The following is a 16,452-nucleotide window of genomic DNA, read 5'->3' as shown; positions in this document are numbered from 1 at the left end:
GTCAGCGGCTCACGTGCTCGGTGACGTACTCGGAGAGAGTGGTCACGGTCTCGAAGTGCCGCTGCTCCAGGTCGTCCGGGTCGAACTCGGCACCGATCTCGTTCTCCAGCTCCAGCAGCAGCTCCAACACGCTGGTCGAGTCGAGGCCGAGGTCGTCGAAGAGCCGGGTGTCTCCGGTGATGGTGGCGGCGTCCCGCTTCAGCACCGCCGCGAGTGCGGCGCGGACGCTGGCCACCACGGCCTCGTCCACGGTGCCCTGAGCCTGCCCCTGAAGAGTCGTCTCGATCATGACACGCGAATCCTTCCGTTCGAGGTGTGTCCGTTGCTGGTGCTGGCCGCCGGCACGAGCTGTGCCGGCGTGGTCAGGTCTTCGTGCATCGGCTGGTGGCTGAGCAGGTCCTCCGGGTCGTCCCGGTGCCGGATCAGGTAGGCGCGTCCCTCGTGGACCAGCACCTCGGCCGGGTATCCGTGGCTGAGGAAGTGCACCGGGGACGCGGTCGGCCCGTACGCGCCGGAGCGCAGCACCCCGATCAGGTCGCCGGGACGCACCGCCGGCAGCGGGACGTTCTTACCGATGGTGTCGTTGGGGGTGCAGAGCGGGCCGGTCACCTGCCACTCGGCGGCGGCCGGTTCGGTCACCCTGTTGAGCAGGACCATCGGATAGTTGCGCTTGACGAAGGAGCCGGTACCGACGGCCGCCATGTGATGGTTGGTGCCACCGTCGGCCACCGCGAACCGCTGGCCCATCGACTCCTTGACGTAGCGCACACCCACCACGTAGACGCCGGACGGAGCGGTGAGGTACCGACCCAGCTCCATGATCACGCGGGTGTCCGGGTGCCGGGTCCGGAAAGCCTCGACCACCGGGTTCACCCGCTCGGCCACCAGGGCCGGGTCCAGGTCGGTCTCACCCTCGAAGTACGCGACCCCCAGCCCGCCGCCGATGTCGACCATCTCCAGCGGGAAGCCGTGCCGCTCGGCGAGGCGCTCGGCGAGATCCAGGATCCGGGTGGTGTTCTCGGCGATGACCTCCTCGCTGAGGATCCGCGTGCCCAGGTAGGCGTGCACGCCCATCAGCCGGATGTTGGGCAGGCGTACGCCCAGGTCGGCTGCGGCGAAGAGCTGCGCCTCGTCGATGCCGAACTGGCGCGGCTTGCCGCCCATGGTCAGCCCGCCGCCCTTCACCGCGAACTCCGGGTTGACCCGCAGCGCCACCGGTGCGACGACGCCGTGCTCGGCGGCCACCTCGTCGAGCAGCTCCAACTCGCCGAAGGACTCGACCACCACCGCGTACACCTGCTCACGCAGGCAGGCGGCCAGCTCGTCGCGGCTCTTGCCCGGTCCGAGGAAGATGATGTCCCGTGGTGCCACCCCGGCGCGCCGGGCGGTGATCAGCTCGGTCAGCGACGAGACCTCTGCGCACGCGCCGTAGCTGTGCAGCACGGCGCAGATGGACAGGTTGGGGTTGGCCTTCAGCGAGAAGAACATGTCCACCGCGGGGTGCAGCCGCTCCCGCAGGCCCTGGTACTGCCGCCGCAGCGCCTCGCCGTCGTAGACGAACATCGGTGTGCCGAATCGCTCGGCCAGTTCGGTGATGCCGATGCCCTGCACGTCGTGCTCGGCGGTCATGATCCGGTCCTTTCGGTCAGGCCGGCCACCACGCCGGCCACGTGTTCGTCGAGCTCGCGCACCCGATCCTCGGTCGGCGCGATGACCAGCGCGTAGAGCCGGCCGTCGAAGCCACCGTCGCCACCGGCTGCGGCGTTGACCGTGGCGAAGTTGTTCACCAGGACACCCTCCTCGCCGGCCCGCTTCAGCAGGACTTCGCCGAGCGCCCGGTCCAGTCGCTTGAACGGCAGCGGCTCGGGCAGCCGCAGCGGGTACTGCCGGGCCAACGCCACCCAGCCCTCGGGTACGAAGCGCTCCTGCAACGGCAGCTGGTAGGTGGACATGTTGTTGCGGGCGTTGATCTCGGTCACCGGGAACAGCTGCTCGTCGTCGCCGACCATGGCGTCGACGCCGGCCACCCCGACGTAACCGTCGGCGTGCAGCCGCTCGCCGAGCAGCCGGGCGGCCTCGCGGATCTCCGCCTCCTGGCGCCCGTCCAGCCGGGCCGGGATGCGGTGCCCCTTGTGTACGCCGGACTCGGTGATCGCCTCCTTGACGAAGTCGAACCGGACGTCGCCGTCGCGTCCGACGGTCATCTGGTAGTTCAGGTCGGCCCGCTTGGCGACGAACTCCTCCACCACCAGACCGACCCGCTCGGAGCCGGTGGTCCGGGCCTTGCGGCTGACCATCCGGTCCATCTGGTCCAGCCGGCGCGGGTCGTCGACCACGACGATGCCCTTGCCGGACACCCCGTACGCGTCCTTCACCACCACCCGACGGCCGGACGCCAGGATCTCCTTCGCCCAGGTGACCGCCGCCGACCACTCGGTGAGCGTGCGGCAGCCCCGGCCGGCCGGCTGACGCAGGCCCAGCTCGTCGGCGACCCGGCGGCTGTAGACCTTGCTGTTGACCGCCTTGCAGATCTCCGCCGAGCTGGCGGCGATCCGGATCCCGGCACGCCGGGCGATCTCCTCCTCCAGCACCGAGACGCCGTGCACCGAGAGGTACGCGCCCTGCTCCGCCCACTCGGCCACCAGACGCAGCAGCTCCGGGTCGTCGAGCACGTCCTGGCTGACGGTCTGCTGCGGGTTCTGGGCGGCCACCGTGTGGATCTCCGGGAGCGCCACCCCCAGGCCCTCCAGGAAGGCCAGGTAGTCGGGGTCCGGAGCGGCCTTGAGCAGCACCCGGTCACCGGGGCCGGCCAGCAGCATCGCGAACTCGTCCATCCGGTTCACCACGGCGCTGCCGGAACCGAACGCCATCCGTGGCAGGCCGGGCTCGCCCTCGCCCCAGACGTCCTCCACCTCGAAGTTGCCGAGGAAGACGAAGCGAGCATCCTCCTCGCCGGCCACCGCGGTCTTCAGCCGGGGAATGAACTGTGCGGTCATCACACCTCCTAGTGCTCGAAGACCATGGCGGAGAAGGTCGCGCCGAGCCCGACGGCGACCATCAGGTAGCGGTCGCCCGGCGCGAGCCGCTCCAACTCCAACGCGGTCTGGTAGTTGATGAAGGAGTCGGCGCAGAAGCAGTGACCGGTCACCGCGATGTTGTCCAGCAGCACCCGGTCCACCGGGTAGCCGAGCTGCTTGCACAGCCGCACCCAGGAGAGCCGGTTCACGTTGTGCGGCAGGATCAGGTGCACGTCGGCGAGGTCGACGCCGGCGCGTTGGACCGCCGCCAGGACCACCTCCGCCAGGCCGTCCTGGTAGATCGTCTCGAACTCGGCGGCCCGCTCGGCGGTCATCCGCAGACCCGCGTTGAACTGCCCGTACGTGCGGGTGGCGTAGCCCAGCAGCCGATCGTGCCCGCTGCCCGTACCGACCAGCACGGCGGCCGAGCCCTCGCCCATGAACGTGGTGTTCGGGATGAGCTGTGCGGTCGGCGTGAACGCCTTCTCCCCGGCGAACACCAGGGCCAGGGCGTCCGGGTCGCCGTCCGCGGCGAGCAGCTCACCGGCGAGATGCACGGCCAGCAGACCCGAGGCGCAGGCGTGCTGGGTGACCGCGAAGGTGACCGCGTGCTCCAGGCCGAGCGCCTGGCGCACCTCGTGCAGCGGGTTCTCCGGGTACGGCGCCACGGTCTGCAGGGTGCGCGCCTGGAGCACGTACCTGACCTGGCTCTCCCGGCCGATCAGCGAGGTGAGCTTGCCGGCGGCGTTGAGCATCAACTGGGCGAGATCGCCCTCCGGCTCGTACCGGACCTCGGAGAGGCCGTAGAAGCGCCGGAACGTACGCACCTGCTTGGGGTCCATCGCCAGCCGCTCGCCGATCTCCTCGATCGGTACGACCGTCGGCGGCAGATAGGCGGAGACCGCCTCGATGGTCGTCACCGCGCACCCGCGGGCTGCTGCGCGGCGACCAGCTCCTCCAGGTGCGCGGCGAGCTCGTCGACGGTCGGGTAGTCCCAGACCAGCGTCTCGCTGAGCCGCATGTCCAGGTGCGTCTCGATATCGCCGCACAGGGCGAGCGCGTAGACCGAGTCCAGGCCGTAGTCGGCGAGGCGGACGGTGGGGTCGATCTCGGTCTCCGGGCGGCGGAGGTACTGCGCGACGCAGCCGGTCAACCAGGCGCGCAGGTCGGCCGGACCCTCGGCGTTCGATGCCATGTCGGTTTCCTTTCTCGGATGGTTTCCGGTCTTCGTCGGCTCCCGGGTCATCCCGGCAGCACCCGACGGGACAGGTCGAAGCTGCGCCGGTCGGCGTGCCGGGCGGCCAGTTCCTGGTAGAGGGGTTCGCGGTAGCGGTCGCCGCGGTCAGCGCCGGGACGTCCGATGCTGCGGGCGAGCCGGTCCAGCGCCGCGACCACCCAGGCCGGTCCGTCCCCCCGGACCAGCCAGACGTTCAGGCAGGCCGAGGCCGCGAGCACGGTGGCGTACCGGGCGGGCAGACCGAGCACCTCGACGCGGGCGTCGACGCCCAGGTCGCCGGGGTGCAGCGCGGCCCCCGCCTCGGCCAGGTCGCCGAGTTCGGCACGGAACTGCCCGGCGAGCAGGCGCAGTCGCCGCTGCTCCGGTGAGTCGCCGACGATCTGGTCGGCGGCTGCGGTCAGCGAGCCGACCAGGCCGTCGAGTCCGCCCGCCGAGACCCGCAGCCGGTCGAAGGGCAGCTCCGGCAGCTCCTCGCCGATCCGGAACAGGTCCGGACCGGCCGGGTCCGGGTTCACCCAGCCGCGTCGTGCCATCAGCGGCACCTGGGGAAGCATGGTGCCCAGGCAGGCGACCCGGGCGGCGTGCCCGAACCCCGCCGGAGCCAGGTCCCGCAGAAGCTTCTGGAAGATGCCGTACCGGCCCTCGCGGAGGTAGAAGTGTGCGCCGAGCACCAGGGAGAGCTGGTGCATGGCGTCCATCAGGCGCTTCGCGACCAGGTACTTCACGGCGGAGGCGTACATGCTGGTCTGGCCGGGCAGCAGGTGCAGCGCGCGGGACACCACGAGGCCGAGGCTGTCGCAGATCAGCAGGTCGAGGTACGCGTCCACGAGCAGCCGGCGTACCTCGGGCTGGTCGGCGACCGAGCGTCCGTAGAGCCGCCGGCCGGCCGCGAAGTCCAGGGTGAGCCGCAGGCCGGAGTCCAGCACACCGGCGAGCATCGTGGGGATCGCGGTCCGGGTGAGCTGGAACGAGCGCAGCGCGGTCTCGATGCCCTGACCGGGCCGGCCGACCACCGCCTCGTCGCCCACCGGGCAGTCGGTGAACTCGATGCCGCCCAGCTGCACGCCGCGCATGCCCACGCTCGGATAGCGGGTCAGGTCGCGTATCGCCCGGGCCGGCACCGCCTGCTTGTCCACCAGGATCTGCGAGTGGCTGCGGCTGCCCGCCCGTTCGTCGGTACGCGCCAGCAGCACCAGCCCGCGAGCCCGTTTGACGTTGGTGACCACCTCCTTGCGTCCGGTCAGCCGCCAGCCACCCTGCGCCTGCGGACGCGCCGCGAACTCAGCACGGGAGAAGTCGTTGCCGTGCGCGAGCTCGTGGTACGCCGAGGCGATCTTCTGGTTGGACAGCAGCGTCCCGGCGACCCAGCGGGCCTGCTCCGGTGAGCCGGACGCCCACACGTTGACCGACGAGATGAACGAGCTGACGCCGTAGCCGAGCCCCAGCGCCGGATCCCGCCGGAAGACCGTGCGCAGCACCTGGATCAGGTCGTCCGCGCCGGCCAGCCGGCCGCCGTAGCGGCGCGGCACGAACTCGGCGTTGAGGCAGTACTCGTCGAGGACGCGCTCGCCGGCGGCGAACATCTCGTCCCGCTCGTCGGCCGCCAGCACCGCGGTGTTGCCGATCGGGTTGCCGTCGTCGGCCGGGTCGCCGAGCAGGCGTTCCAGGTCGTCCAGGCGCGCGGGGGCCGTCATGACAGCTCCTTGAGGTCGTCGGTCAACCGGTCGAAGACGGCCAGGTCGGGCCGGTGGTCGCCGAGGCGGTCGGCGAGCAGGGTCAACGCGGCGGCAAGCTCCGGCCGGGTGGGTTCGGTGGACCAGCGGGAGAGCACCGCGGCGGCGGCCACGCACAGCTCGTACCGGTGCGCCAGGTCGAATGCCGCTGCGGTGGCCGCCACACCCTGCGGTGGCAGGTCGGCCATCTCGTCGTGCAGCCGCTCGCACCGCGCCAGCAGGTGCTCCGCGAGCCGCACCACGGACTCCGGCGCGTCGGCGCGGACCCGGTCCACCAGGGAGGGCAGGCTCTGCACGAGGCTGCACCCGGTGCGGGAAAACAGCTCCAGCCGTCCCGGCTCGGCCGGCTCGCCGTAGGGGTCGGTGGCGGCGCGCAGGCCGGCGTCGTCCCGGGTGCGCTCACGCCAGCCGGCCACCAGCCGGGGGAACTGGTTGATCAGCGAATGCCGGTTGACGAAGGTACTGCCGTCGAAGATGCCGACGATGCGGTGGTCGCGCTCCAGTTTCTGGAAGGCGCCGTGCTCGTAGACGGTGCTGAGGAAGGCCCGGGCACCGAGCAGTTCGCCGCAGCGCGCGATCGCCTCGTCGATCAGGGTCGGCGCCAGCGCCTTGGCGACCGCCGAGTAGACGCTCATCTCGCCGGTGAGCGTGCCGGAGGCCCGCCCGGCGAACATCACCACGGACTCCGCGACCAGCACGGCGGTGACGATCTCCCCGAGACTGCGGCGTACGTGCGGCAGCTCGATCAGCCGACGACCGTAGAGCTCGCGCTCCCGGACGTACCGAACGGTCAGCCGCAGCGCGTGGTCGGCCGCACCGAGCGAGAGCCCGGCGGCCATCACCCGGGTCAGCTGGAGCGCCTTGAGCACGATCTCCAGGCCCTCGCCCGGCCGCCCGATCAGCGCCTCGGCCGGCGCCACCGCGCCGTCGAAGGCGATGCCGCTGATGTCCGCCCCTCGGATGCCGTGCGTACGCACCTTCGGTAGCGGCTGGTAGCTGCCCGCCGCGAGCTGGTCCTTGTCGACCAGGAACAGGCTGTAGCCGCGCGCCCCGGCGTCGGCCGAGGTGCGGGCGAGCACGCAGACCGACTCCGCCCGGGTGGCGTTGTTGATCGGCCACTTCGCGCCGTCCAACCGGTACCCGCCGGCGCAGGGCGTGGCGGTCAGCTCGCCGGCCAGCAGGTCACTGCCGTGCCCGCGCTCGGTCAGCGCCCAGGAGACCACCGCGCCGGCCCGGATCCGGGCACCGAGCAGCTCGGCCCGTTCCGGGTCGCCGGCCACCCAGACGCAGACCGCGCCGAGGTACGTCTTGGCGTGCGCGATCGCCACGGTGAGGTCGTGCCGGGCGATCGTGCGGACCACCTCGACGAGCTGCGAATGGTCCTTGAGCACGCCGCCGAAGCGGGCCGGCACATACCAGTCGGGCACCCCCAGCTCGTCCAGGATCCGGCAGGCCTCGGCGGGAAAGGTCTCCGTCCTGTCCAGCTCGGCGACCCGGTCCGCGCGCAACGGCTCGGCCGCGGCCAGGGCGGCGTCCAGCAGGTCCGCCGACGAGGCGGTGACGGCGGTCATCGGGCTGCTCCGGCCAGCTCGCGCTGGTCCCGTCCGGCAAGGTGGGCCCGGACCTCGGAGGTGAGATCGGCGTACGTCGCGGCGAGCGAACCGTCCTGGAAGGACTCCCGGATCGCGACCCGCTGGATCTTGCCGCTCGTGGTGCGCTGCACCGCGCCGGGGCGGACCAGCACCACGCTCGCCTCCACCCCGAACTCGCGGGACAACTGGCGGCGAACGACCGCCGTGATCTCGGCCAGCTCCGCCGGCGTCGCCTTCCCGGCCCGCACCTCGTGCACCAGCACGACCTGCTCCTCCGGTACCGGCACGCTGAACGCGGCACCGACGCCGAGCGCCAGGGCCGGGTGCACCGACCGTGCCTCGGCCTCCAGATCCTGCGGGTAGAGGTTGCGCCCGCGGATGATCAGAAGTTCCTTGATCCGTCCGGTGATGTAGAGCTCGTCGTCGAGGCGTACCCCGAGATCGCCGGTGCGCAGGAAGCCGCGCTCGCCGCACGCGGTCTCCGCGTCGAAGACCGCGGCCGTGGCGTCGGGGTTCTCCCAGTAGCCACGCGCGATGCTGGGGCCGCGCAACCAGATCTCGCCCACCTCGCCGTCGGGGAGCAGCGCGCGGCTGCGCGGATCGACGATCCGGATGTCCATCTCGGAGACCCCGCCGCAGCCGACCAGGTCACGGGTGCCGCCGTCGGTCTCCGCCGGCACCGGCCGCAGCTCGCCGCGGCCCAGACGCTCCGCGTCGACCCGGGTGATCCGGGGCAGCCGGTGCTGGCCCGCGCAGGACACCGCGAGGGTCGCCTCGGCCAACCCGTAACCGGGTCCGATCGTCGTCGGGCGCAGGCCGTAGGGCGCGAACCGGTCGCGGAAGCGGGTCAGCGTGCTCGCCTGGATCGGCTCGGCACCGTTGATCGCCAGACGCCAGCGGGACAGGTCCAGACCGGCCAGCTTCTCCTCCGGGATCCGGCGCAGACACATCTCGAAGGCGAAGTTGGGCGCCGGGGAGGCGTGCACGTCGAAGCGGTCGATCAGGAACAGCCAGCTCTGCGGGTGGCGCAGGAAGACCGACGCCGGCATGTGCACGGTGCTGCTGCCGACGAACAAGGGGGAGAGGAGGAGCCCGATCAGGCCGAAGTCGTGGTGCATCGGCAGCCAGCCGCCGAACCGGGCATCCGACGGCATGTCGAGGATGCGCTGGTAGACGCCGGCGTTGTCGGCCAGGTTGGCGTGGGTCACCACGACTCCACGTGGCTGACTGGTGGAGCCCGACGTGTACTGCAGGAAGGCGATCCGGCCGGGATCCTCGGGTAGCTCGCGGAGTTGCTCCGCGCCGGGCATGTCGATCGCGTCGGTCACCAGGCACGGCAGGTCGGCCACGCCGGCGGCAGCCGCCCACGCCGCGACGTCGCCGGCCACGTTCGCCTCGGTGAGCAGGGCCGCCGCCCGGGCGTTGCGGACGATGGCGATCAACCGCTGGCTGCGGCGCTGCTGCCCGTCCGGCATCGGCACCACGATCGGGATCACCCCGGAGTAGAGGCAGCCGAGGATGGCCAGGGCGAGCTGCGGGCCGGGCGGATAGAGCAGCATCGCCCGGTCGCCGGCGTCGAGCCGGCCCTGTAGCAGCGCGCCGACCCGGCGGGCGGCGTCGTGGATCTCCGCGTAGGAGTAGCTGAGGGGTGTGCCGTCGAGCAGCGGGTCGGCCGCGTAGGTGAACGCGGTCCGCTCGCCGAACCGCTCGGCGTTGATCTCCATTCGGGCCCTGAAGCTGGTCACCGTTCACGCTCCTGCTGTGTCGTCTGAATCGAGATCGCCCGGTTGGGGCAGAGCTGCGCGGCTTCCCGGACGGCCGGAAGCCGATCGGAATCCGGCTCGCCCACCAGCAGTACGACCGTTCCGTGGTCGTCCTCGTCGAACACCTCCGGTACGAGCCGTACGCAGTGCCCGGCGCCGAGGCAGCGGTCCGGTTCGACGGTGAGCCGGATGGTCATCGGGCTCACCACCGCACCGGCAGCCGGCCGAGCCCGAACACCACGCCCTGCTTGACCGGGACCTGCTCGACCGGCACGGCCAGGCGCAGCCCGGGGATCCGCTCGAAGAGAGCGCGCAGCGCGATGGTCAACTCCAGCCGGCCCAGATGCTGGCCGATGCACTGATGGATGCCGAAACCGAAGGTCAGGTGGCCGCGCGAGGACCGCCGCACGTCGAGCTCGTCGGGACGCTCGAACCGATCGGCGTCCCGGTTGGCCGCCGGGATCAGCAGGACCATCCCCTCGCCGGCCCGGATCAGTTGGCCGTCCACCTCAAGGTCGGCGGTCGCGACGCGTACCGTGCCGCCGGTGAGCGACAGGTAGCGCAGCAGCTCCTCGACCGCGTCCGGCCAGCGCTCCGGCTCGGCCCGGAGCAGGTCGAGCTGGGTACCCTCGTCGAGCAGCGTGAGCACGCTCAGGCCCAGCGTGTTGACGGTGATGTCCTGCCCGGCGAGGACCAGGGCGAGGCCCAGGCTCGCCGCCTCCTCGGTGGACAGCTCGCCCTCGGCGACCCGCCCGGCCAACTCCCGCAGCTGGCCCTCACGCAGCTCGTCGCGGCCGTCGGTGAGCAGATGGATCAGATATCCGGTCATCGACCGGATCGGGTTGAACCGCTTGTAGGTCAGCGTCTGGAAGTGCTCGATGTCGGCCTCCGGAACGCCGAGCAGCCGGCCCAGGATCTCCGCGACCAACGGCTTGGCGAACACGTCGAGCAGGTCGACCGGCGGGGAGGTCGCCAGCATCCGATCCAGGTAGACGTCGGTGCGCCGGGTGATCTCCGGCTCCAGCGCACTGATCTTCTTGTAGGTCAGGCTGGACAGCACCGCCCGCCGCTGCCGCGAGTGCTCCGGCGGGTCGGTACGCAGCAACGCCTCGATGGTCGGCGAACCGCTCTGCCGCAGGCTCGCCATACCCGGCACCGGGATCGGCATGTTCGGGTGCCGCACGTCCACCGTGGTGTGCGGGCTGGCCAGGATAGTCCGGACCGCCGAGTATCCGGAGACGACCCACACCGGCGTGCCGTCGTAGAGCGACGCCCGGGTGACCGCCCCCCGCTCGCGGAGGTCCCGGTAACCCGCCGGCGGGTGGTACGGGCACTTCCGTTCCATCGGGAGTTCGGGCAGCTGCTCGATGTGCTCCGTGGTCACGGTTCCACTCACCGGTACCGCCCCTCTCTCGCGCCTGGGCTGACGTCTCGATGACGAGTCTGCGCAGGTGAGAGGGCTTCCATAAGGGACCGGTGGGCGGCGGAAGGAGCGCCCGACCGGGTATGCCCGACCGGGTATGGGCCGTTCGGTCAGCGTCGGCGGGTACGCCGGGCGCAGCGCCGCCGACAGCAGGCACCGCCGCCGCCAAGGTCGAGTGATGCGTGACCTCGGGGCGGTGGCGGAGACGTTCCGTACGTGCGCGAACCGCAGAAGTCCGGGCCCTGGCCGGCCCGGGCCGACCGGTCTGGCAGGTGACTCAGTCGTTCCGGGCCGTCTGGAGTGTCAGCGGCGGACGGTGACCACCTTGCTGGTCGCTTTGCCGTCCAGATGACCCGACCTGCGGGCGATCACGGTGACGGTGAGCTTCTTGTCCCGCATCGACGACTTCAGCTTCAGCGTCTTGCCGGTCGCCCCCTTGATGACCTTTCCGTTCAGTCGCCACTCGTACCGGTAGGAATCGGCCTTCGGTGACCAGGTGCCAACCAGGGCCTTGACCGTCCGGCCCACCTTCGCGGTGCCACTGATCGTCGGCTTCTTCGTCGCCTTGGGCGCCTTGCCCTTGGCGATCGCGACTGTCGCCTTCGAACTGGCCTTGCCGTTCGGGTGACCGGGCCGGATCGCGGTCACGGTGACCGTGAGCTTCTTGCCGAGCAGGGCGGCCGGGATGGTGAGCGACGCACCGGTGGCACCCTTGATCGCGGTCCCGTTCGCAGCCCACTGGTACTTGTACGACGTTGCGTCGGGAGTCCAGGTCCCGGTGCCGGCCTTCACTACGCTGCCGACGGCGACCGTCCCGGTGATCGCCGGCAGCTTCGTGGCCTTCGGCGCAGGCGGTGCAACGATCTGCAGCGTGACGGGCATCTTCACCGAGTACCCGAGTTCATCGTGCGGTGTCAGCGTCACCGTTGCGGGGCCGATGGCAGCGCCGGCGAGGTCGACGAAGGCCAGCATCCGCACGCGGTCCCCGGTCACCTGGTGGACCTGCGCCCGCACCGGTTCACCGCCGGCCGGGGTGACCTCGACGACGTCCTGCTTCTGCAGGTCGAAGCCCGTCAGCTCCAGCATGTGCACCTCGCCGGTGGTCACCGAGCGCGGGCTCACCTGGTCGAGATAGACCGGGCGGTGCTCGATCTGAAATCGGTGCTCGGTGACCGAGGAGGTGCTGCCCGTGGCCGTCGCGCTCCAGACGAGCAACTCGTACCCGCCGACCGCCGGCGGCGTCCAGGCCAGTGTCGCCTTACCGTCCGGGCCGGCGGGGAGGGGGGTCACCGGACCGCCGTTGAGCCGGTAACGGAACTCGGTCGTACCGGGCATGCCGGCGGTGAAGGTGAAGGAGCCCGGCCATACCCGGCCGATGCCGTTCGCCGGGAACGCGGTCGAGGTGACCGGGGGGCGGTTGGACACGGACCAGAGGATGACGGCGGTATCCGTCTGCACACCGGCGGCGTCGCGGGCGAAGACATAGATGTAGTGGGTGCCCTTGACGGTGGGCAGGAGTTGGAAGGTGGCGCTGCCGTCGGCCGCAGGCGTCAGGGTTTGCCGGCTGGCCTCGTCGGAGTTGACGGTGACCACGTACTCGACGGGGTCCGCCATTCGCGTGCGGGCGGTGAACGAGGTGGGTTCCACCCAGCCCACGCCCGGGATGCGCGACACGGTCGGCGTCGCGCCGTCGACGCTGTAGCTGACGTAACGCGTCGCGGAGACCGTACCGTCGGCGCTTACGCTCTGGACCGTGAGGTTGTCGATCTCGTAGTGGGTAGCCGTCCAGGTGAGGTCCGCGGTCCCGTCCGGGCGCGCGGCCACGGTGCCCGTGCCGTGCGTCGTTCCCCGCCAGTCGCGCAGTCGGTAGGTGTAGGACACGACATCCCGCGCCCCCGGCTTCAGGCGTACCGTCCGCGACTCCCCGACCACCAACTCCGTGCCGTACTCGCCTGGATCGACGAGCCGTGGACCGTCGTCCACATTGAATGCGTAGGCCGTCTCGGTCAGTCGCGACCCGTCGGCGGTCACGTCTCGGACGTACAGCGTCTGCATCCCGGCACGATCCGGGGTGATCGACGCGCTCCCTTGGCGATCGGCGGCCGGGGCGGTGCCGAAAGGTCCGTCATCGCCGAGCCGCCAGGCGAATGCAACCGTGTCGGTGCGGTACGAGAGGAACTGGAACGTGCCTGTCACGCCGACGGTGTAGTCGAGGTTGGGCGAGTTGGGGTACGCCGGATACGCGGACGAGCTCACCGCTGGCGGCCGTACGCTCTGCTCGGATTGCAGCGTGGCGCTGGCCGCCAAGGCCGGTGTGGCCGCTGGTACCGCGCCCCCAGCGCCGCCGAGTGCTGTCACCGTCAGCAGCGCCACGATCCGTCGAACTGAGCGCGAGTCGATGCGCATGCTGTCCCCCATGTACCGACCGGGCGATGATCACCCGTGGCGGACGATATTGACAGACGCCAGGCAGCCCGGGCAAGGCGGAACGGTTCCGTCGCTGTCCGGCAGGCGGATCACCGTCACGGGTGATCGGGTCATATCCATGAGCGAGGTCGTCCACGGCAGCGCCGGTTCCGCGCGGCTCGCCCCGCCTGTGCCGCTCTGTCCGACCTTGCTCACCCGGGCCATCCGGAAGCGCCGGCAGTGACATCAATCCCTGCATGTCCCGAACTCTCGCCCGTGGGTTCTTCCGCGGGACGTTGACGCTTGCCCTGGCCGCCTCGACGACGGTCCTCGGCAGCGCGGTGGCACGCACCGCCACCCTCACCGACCACCTCTACCTGGGCTGGTACGGCCTGGCGGTCGGCGAGTACACGATCGGCTTCACCCTGACCGACGCGGCCGAGCGAACCACCAGCCGCCCGCCGAGCGCAGACGCCGTCGGGATGTCACCCCTGCCCGTCAGCCCGGCGGAGCATCGCGTCTGTTTCGGGGTCGGGCAGAAGCTCCCGGACCTCCTGCGCACAGCGGCAGGCGACGGCAATCTTGGCGGCCCACGTCAGGGCCTCCTCGCGCGTGGCCACGTCGACGACCGTGAACCCGCCGATGACCTCCTTGGTTTCCGGGTAAGGGCCATCGGTGACCATCCCGTCCGTGGCCACGACGCTGGCCTTCTGGCGTTCGAGTCCAGCGCCGAACACGAAGACGCCGGCGTGCACGGCCTCCTCGATCACCGCGTGCGCGGCCTTGCCCACGTCGGGCCAGTCGTCGTCGGGGATGTGGTCCATGGCGCCGTCGTTGAACGAGATCAGGTACCGCGTCATCCCATGACTCCCTTGTCCCGGCGGCCTCGTCCAGCCGCCCCTCGCCTGTGCTACGAACGACTCGCCCCGGATCCGACGCTATGCCAGCAGAAACTTTCCCAGTACCAGCAGCTGACCTGGACGGTTCGGGAACCGCCACGTTCCGATCCAGCACAGCAGTCGATCAATCGGGTGCAACCGCCTGCCGCCCGTGCAGCGAAGCCCGGTCGGCGGCGGCCCGGCCCGATGCCCAGCCTGCCCGGTTGCTGATGGTCGTCGACTGCTGTGTCAGTTCGGGGAACTGCTTCTCGAAGACATCGCGCACCGCATCGCCGCGCGCAGCGAGGACCGGCAGTAGTTGGGCGGCGTCCGCCGACGCGTTCATTTCCCGGTCGACCCCCTCGGTGGCGGCGTCGAGCCGTTCACCGATCCGCGACGCGTACGCGGTCAGGAATGACTGCCGGAACGAGCGGGTCGTGTTACGTCCGTACCTGTCAGTGCTCGGCTTGGCCTGCGTCATCGCCCGCGTCGCCTGGACAAGCAGCGACGTGAACAGCAGTTCGGTTGACTCCAGATCGGCCGGGAAGCCGACGATGGTGGTGAAACCGAACCGCTTCGTCCAAACCGCTCGGCAACTGTTGGCCTCCGCGACGACCTGCAGCAGCAGAGTCTTCGGCGCCTCGTACGGGTTGTCGATGCCCACCCTGCGGGTGACCGGCTTGTCACGCTCGCCCGTCTTCGCGGCGAGCAGGGCGTGATCGATGCGGTGCCGAGCCATCAGCTCCTGTGCCTTCGCCGTGAACGCGTCGGCCTCCTCCGGGAAATCGGTGGACTCCGCCTTCGCCAGTAGCGCCCGAACCCGATCGAGCATCCGCTGATCGAGGTCGGCCGGCGGTGCCACGGCGGCGGCCCTGGCGGTACCGGGCATCGGACCGACCCGCTCGATCGGCGGTAGCGTCACGAGCAGATGAAGCACCTCGACGATGACGGCGATCACCCCGGTACGGTCGAGGTCCTGCCGCTCGCCCCAGACCGTCACATAGTGATCATCATGCTCCCACCACACCCGCACATCGAGCGCACCCAACTGTGACTGCCACCGAGGATCGACGGTCGCGGTGGAATAGCTGCGCATCTGCGCCGCGATAACGTCGACCACGAGTCGACCGTGTCGCGGGCTGTACTCACGGCGGGCCACCCGTACCAGCTCGGTCGGCTGCCAACCGCGCCGCCACGCGTGCTCGACCTCGCGGAGCAGACAGGCCAGCAGGACCCGGTTGACGATCTGGATACCGGAAGTTCCGCCGGGACCGGCAGTCAGCAGAGCGCGGCAGCGGTCCAGCTCGGCGGTTGCTTCGCAGTGCTGGGCGTGCACCGCCTGATCGATGATCTGCTCGGCGAGCTGACTCTGGGACCGCGTACGAGGCGCGCCGAACAAGCCCAGCGGCTCGTCATAGCCAGCGGTACCGCCGGCCCGCCGACGCTGCGCCGCCTCGGCGGCCTTCCGCTTGGCTTTGGGGCGCTCACGGCTGTTCTTGCCCATTGGCCTCCTCGCGACCCGACGACGCTACCAAGCCGCTTCGTCCGGCCGGCGGAGGCGGGCGAGCCGGGCATTGATCAATTCGTCGGCAACCCGCTGCCACCGTCCCTTCCCAGTTCACGTGAGTTCGCCCAGCTCAATCGGTGCGTCGGTGACGACACCGGGTCGAGTTGGCTAAGCTGTTAGCTAAGCGAGGAGGTCGAGTGATGTCGGCTGAAGCCGTGCACTACAACATGCATGACGCCAAGACCCACCTGTCGCGCATCATCGAACGGGTGGAACGGGGGGAAGAGATCATCATCGACCGGGCGGGCACCCCGGTGGCGAAAGTGGTGCCGCTTGTACGGCGGGTCAACCGGACCGCAGTCGGCTCCCTCGCCGGGAAGCTGGACCTCTCAGGCGACTGGGATTCCGCCCAGACCAACGCCGAGATCGCCGCTGACTTCGGCATCGGCGGATGACCCTACTGCTGGACACCCACGTCGCGCTCTGGGCCATCACCGGCGATGCGACCCTCGGCGCCGAGTTTCTCGAGCAGCTACGCCACGAGCCAGACATCTTTCTCTCGCCGGTCAGTTTGTGGGAAATCACCATCAAACAGAGCGTGGGGAAGCTTGCCGGGCCCCCTGATCTTCCCGAGCGGGTAAGGGACATGGGCTTCCGTGAACTCCCCGTGACCCATGCTCACGCCATCGCCGCCAGCCGCCTGCCACCCCACCACCGCGATCCCTTCGACCGCATGCTCGTGGCACAGGCGATCACCGAGAATCTGACCCTGGCCACCCGCGACGCCTCGATAGCGCTGTACGACGTGGACGTCCTCAAGGTGTGATCGGACGAGTTCGCGGCGCGCCCGAGAACCCGTCCGCAGGCATGCGTTGCGTCCCTGGCCGAACTGCACG

Annotated in this window: 15 protein-coding genes; 2 read left to right on the top strand and 13 right to left on the bottom strand. The window is 70.5% G+C overall.

Annotated elements, in window-relative coordinates; genetic code table 11:
- Window position 1: 1 nt before the first annotated feature.
- The 13 genes from BMY89_RS18010 to BMY89_RS17945 all read right to left on the bottom strand — a co-directional run bounded on the left by BMY89_RS18010 (window position 2) and on the right by BMY89_RS17945 (window position 15,553).
- Window positions 2-289 (bottom strand): acyl carrier protein, encoded by a 288-nt coding sequence (locus BMY89_RS18010; RefSeq protein WP_092381149.1) that lies wholly within the window; start codon window positions 287-289, stop codon window positions 2-4.
- Complete coding sequence (lysA, locus tag BMY89_RS18005; protein WP_092381148.1) at window positions 286-1,629, bottom strand: diaminopimelate decarboxylase; 1,344 nt, start codon at window positions 1,627-1,629, stop codon at window positions 286-288. The genes BMY89_RS18010 and lysA overlap by 4 nt, the downstream gene beginning before the upstream one ends.
- On the bottom strand, window positions 1,626-2,996 hold the full coding sequence (locus BMY89_RS18000) for a preATP grasp domain-containing protein (protein WP_092381147.1): 1,371 nt from the start codon (window positions 2,994-2,996) through the stop codon (window positions 1,626-1,628). The genes lysA and BMY89_RS18000 overlap by 4 nt, the downstream gene beginning before the upstream one ends.
- Window positions 2,997-3,004: 8 nt before the next feature.
- Complete coding sequence (locus BMY89_RS17995) at window positions 3,005-3,937, bottom strand: ketoacyl-ACP synthase III family protein (RefSeq protein ID WP_092381146.1); 933 nt, start codon at window positions 3,935-3,937, stop codon at window positions 3,005-3,007.
- Window positions 3,934-4,212 (bottom strand): acyl carrier protein, encoded by a 279-nt coding sequence (locus BMY89_RS17990; RefSeq protein WP_175510380.1) that lies wholly within the window; start codon window positions 4,210-4,212, stop codon window positions 3,934-3,936. Before BMY89_RS17990 ends, BMY89_RS17995 begins: the two co-directional genes overlap by 4 nt.
- A 47-nt stretch (window positions 4,213-4,259) precedes the next feature.
- Entirely contained in the window at window positions 4,260-5,948 is a 1,689-nt protein-coding gene (locus BMY89_RS17985; protein ID WP_092381144.1) for an acyl-CoA dehydrogenase family protein, read from the bottom strand.
- Complete coding sequence (locus tag BMY89_RS17980; protein WP_092381143.1) at window positions 5,945-7,558, bottom strand: acyl-CoA dehydrogenase family protein; 1,614 nt, start codon at window positions 7,556-7,558, stop codon at window positions 5,945-5,947. The genes BMY89_RS17985 and BMY89_RS17980 overlap by 4 nt, the downstream gene beginning before the upstream one ends.
- Complete coding sequence (locus BMY89_RS17975; RefSeq protein ID WP_139217967.1) at window positions 7,555-9,324, bottom strand: fatty acyl-AMP ligase; 1,770 nt, start codon at window positions 9,322-9,324, stop codon at window positions 7,555-7,557. Before BMY89_RS17975 ends, BMY89_RS17980 begins: the two co-directional genes overlap by 4 nt.
- Window positions 9,321-9,539, bottom strand: a complete 219-nt coding sequence (locus BMY89_RS17970) for a ferredoxin (protein WP_232521397.1) — start codon at window positions 9,537-9,539, stop codon at window positions 9,321-9,323. The genes BMY89_RS17975 and BMY89_RS17970 overlap by 4 nt, the downstream gene beginning before the upstream one ends.
- Window positions 9,540-9,544: 5 nt before the next feature.
- Window positions 9,545-10,738, bottom strand: a complete 1,194-nt coding sequence (locus tag BMY89_RS17965) for a cytochrome P450 (protein WP_139217966.1) — start codon at window positions 10,736-10,738, stop codon at window positions 9,545-9,547.
- 330 nt (window positions 10,739-11,068) lie between these two features.
- Window positions 11,069-13,021: a hypothetical protein gene (locus BMY89_RS17960; RefSeq protein ID WP_139217965.1), complete on the bottom strand. Its 1,953-nt coding sequence runs from the start codon at window positions 13,019-13,021 to the stop codon at window positions 11,069-11,071.
- A 635-nt stretch (window positions 13,022-13,656) separates the two neighbouring features.
- Window positions 13,657-14,031: a YciI family protein gene (locus tag BMY89_RS17950; RefSeq protein WP_092381138.1), complete on the bottom strand. Its 375-nt coding sequence runs from the start codon at window positions 14,029-14,031 to the stop codon at window positions 13,657-13,659.
- A 163-nt stretch (window positions 14,032-14,194) separates the two neighbouring features.
- Window positions 14,195-15,553, bottom strand: a complete 1,359-nt coding sequence (locus BMY89_RS17945; RefSeq protein WP_092381137.1) for a DUF2786 domain-containing protein — start codon at window positions 15,551-15,553, stop codon at window positions 14,195-14,197.
- A 203-nt stretch (window positions 15,554-15,756) separates the two neighbouring features.
- Between BMY89_RS17945 and BMY89_RS17940 the strand changes: the two genes are divergently transcribed.
- Together BMY89_RS17940 and BMY89_RS17935 are read left to right on the top strand one after the other, a co-directional pair.
- On the top strand, window positions 15,757-16,011 hold the full coding sequence (locus tag BMY89_RS17940; RefSeq protein ID WP_092381136.1) for a type II toxin-antitoxin system Phd/YefM family antitoxin: 255 nt from the start codon (window positions 15,757-15,759) through the stop codon (window positions 16,009-16,011).
- Window positions 16,008-16,382, top strand: coding sequence for a type II toxin-antitoxin system VapC family toxin (locus BMY89_RS17935; protein ID WP_092381135.1), 375 nt, complete (start codon window positions 16,008-16,010; stop codon window positions 16,380-16,382). Before BMY89_RS17940 ends, BMY89_RS17935 begins: the two co-directional genes overlap by 4 nt.
- Window positions 16,383-16,452 lie beyond the last annotated feature (70 nt).

This window comes from Micromonospora phaseoli (genome assembly GCF_900109115.1).
Classification (GTDB): Bacteria; Actinomycetota; Actinomycetes; order Mycobacteriales; family Micromonosporaceae; genus Micromonospora; species Micromonospora phaseoli.
This window is presented reverse-complemented; position numbering and strand designations above follow the sequence as displayed.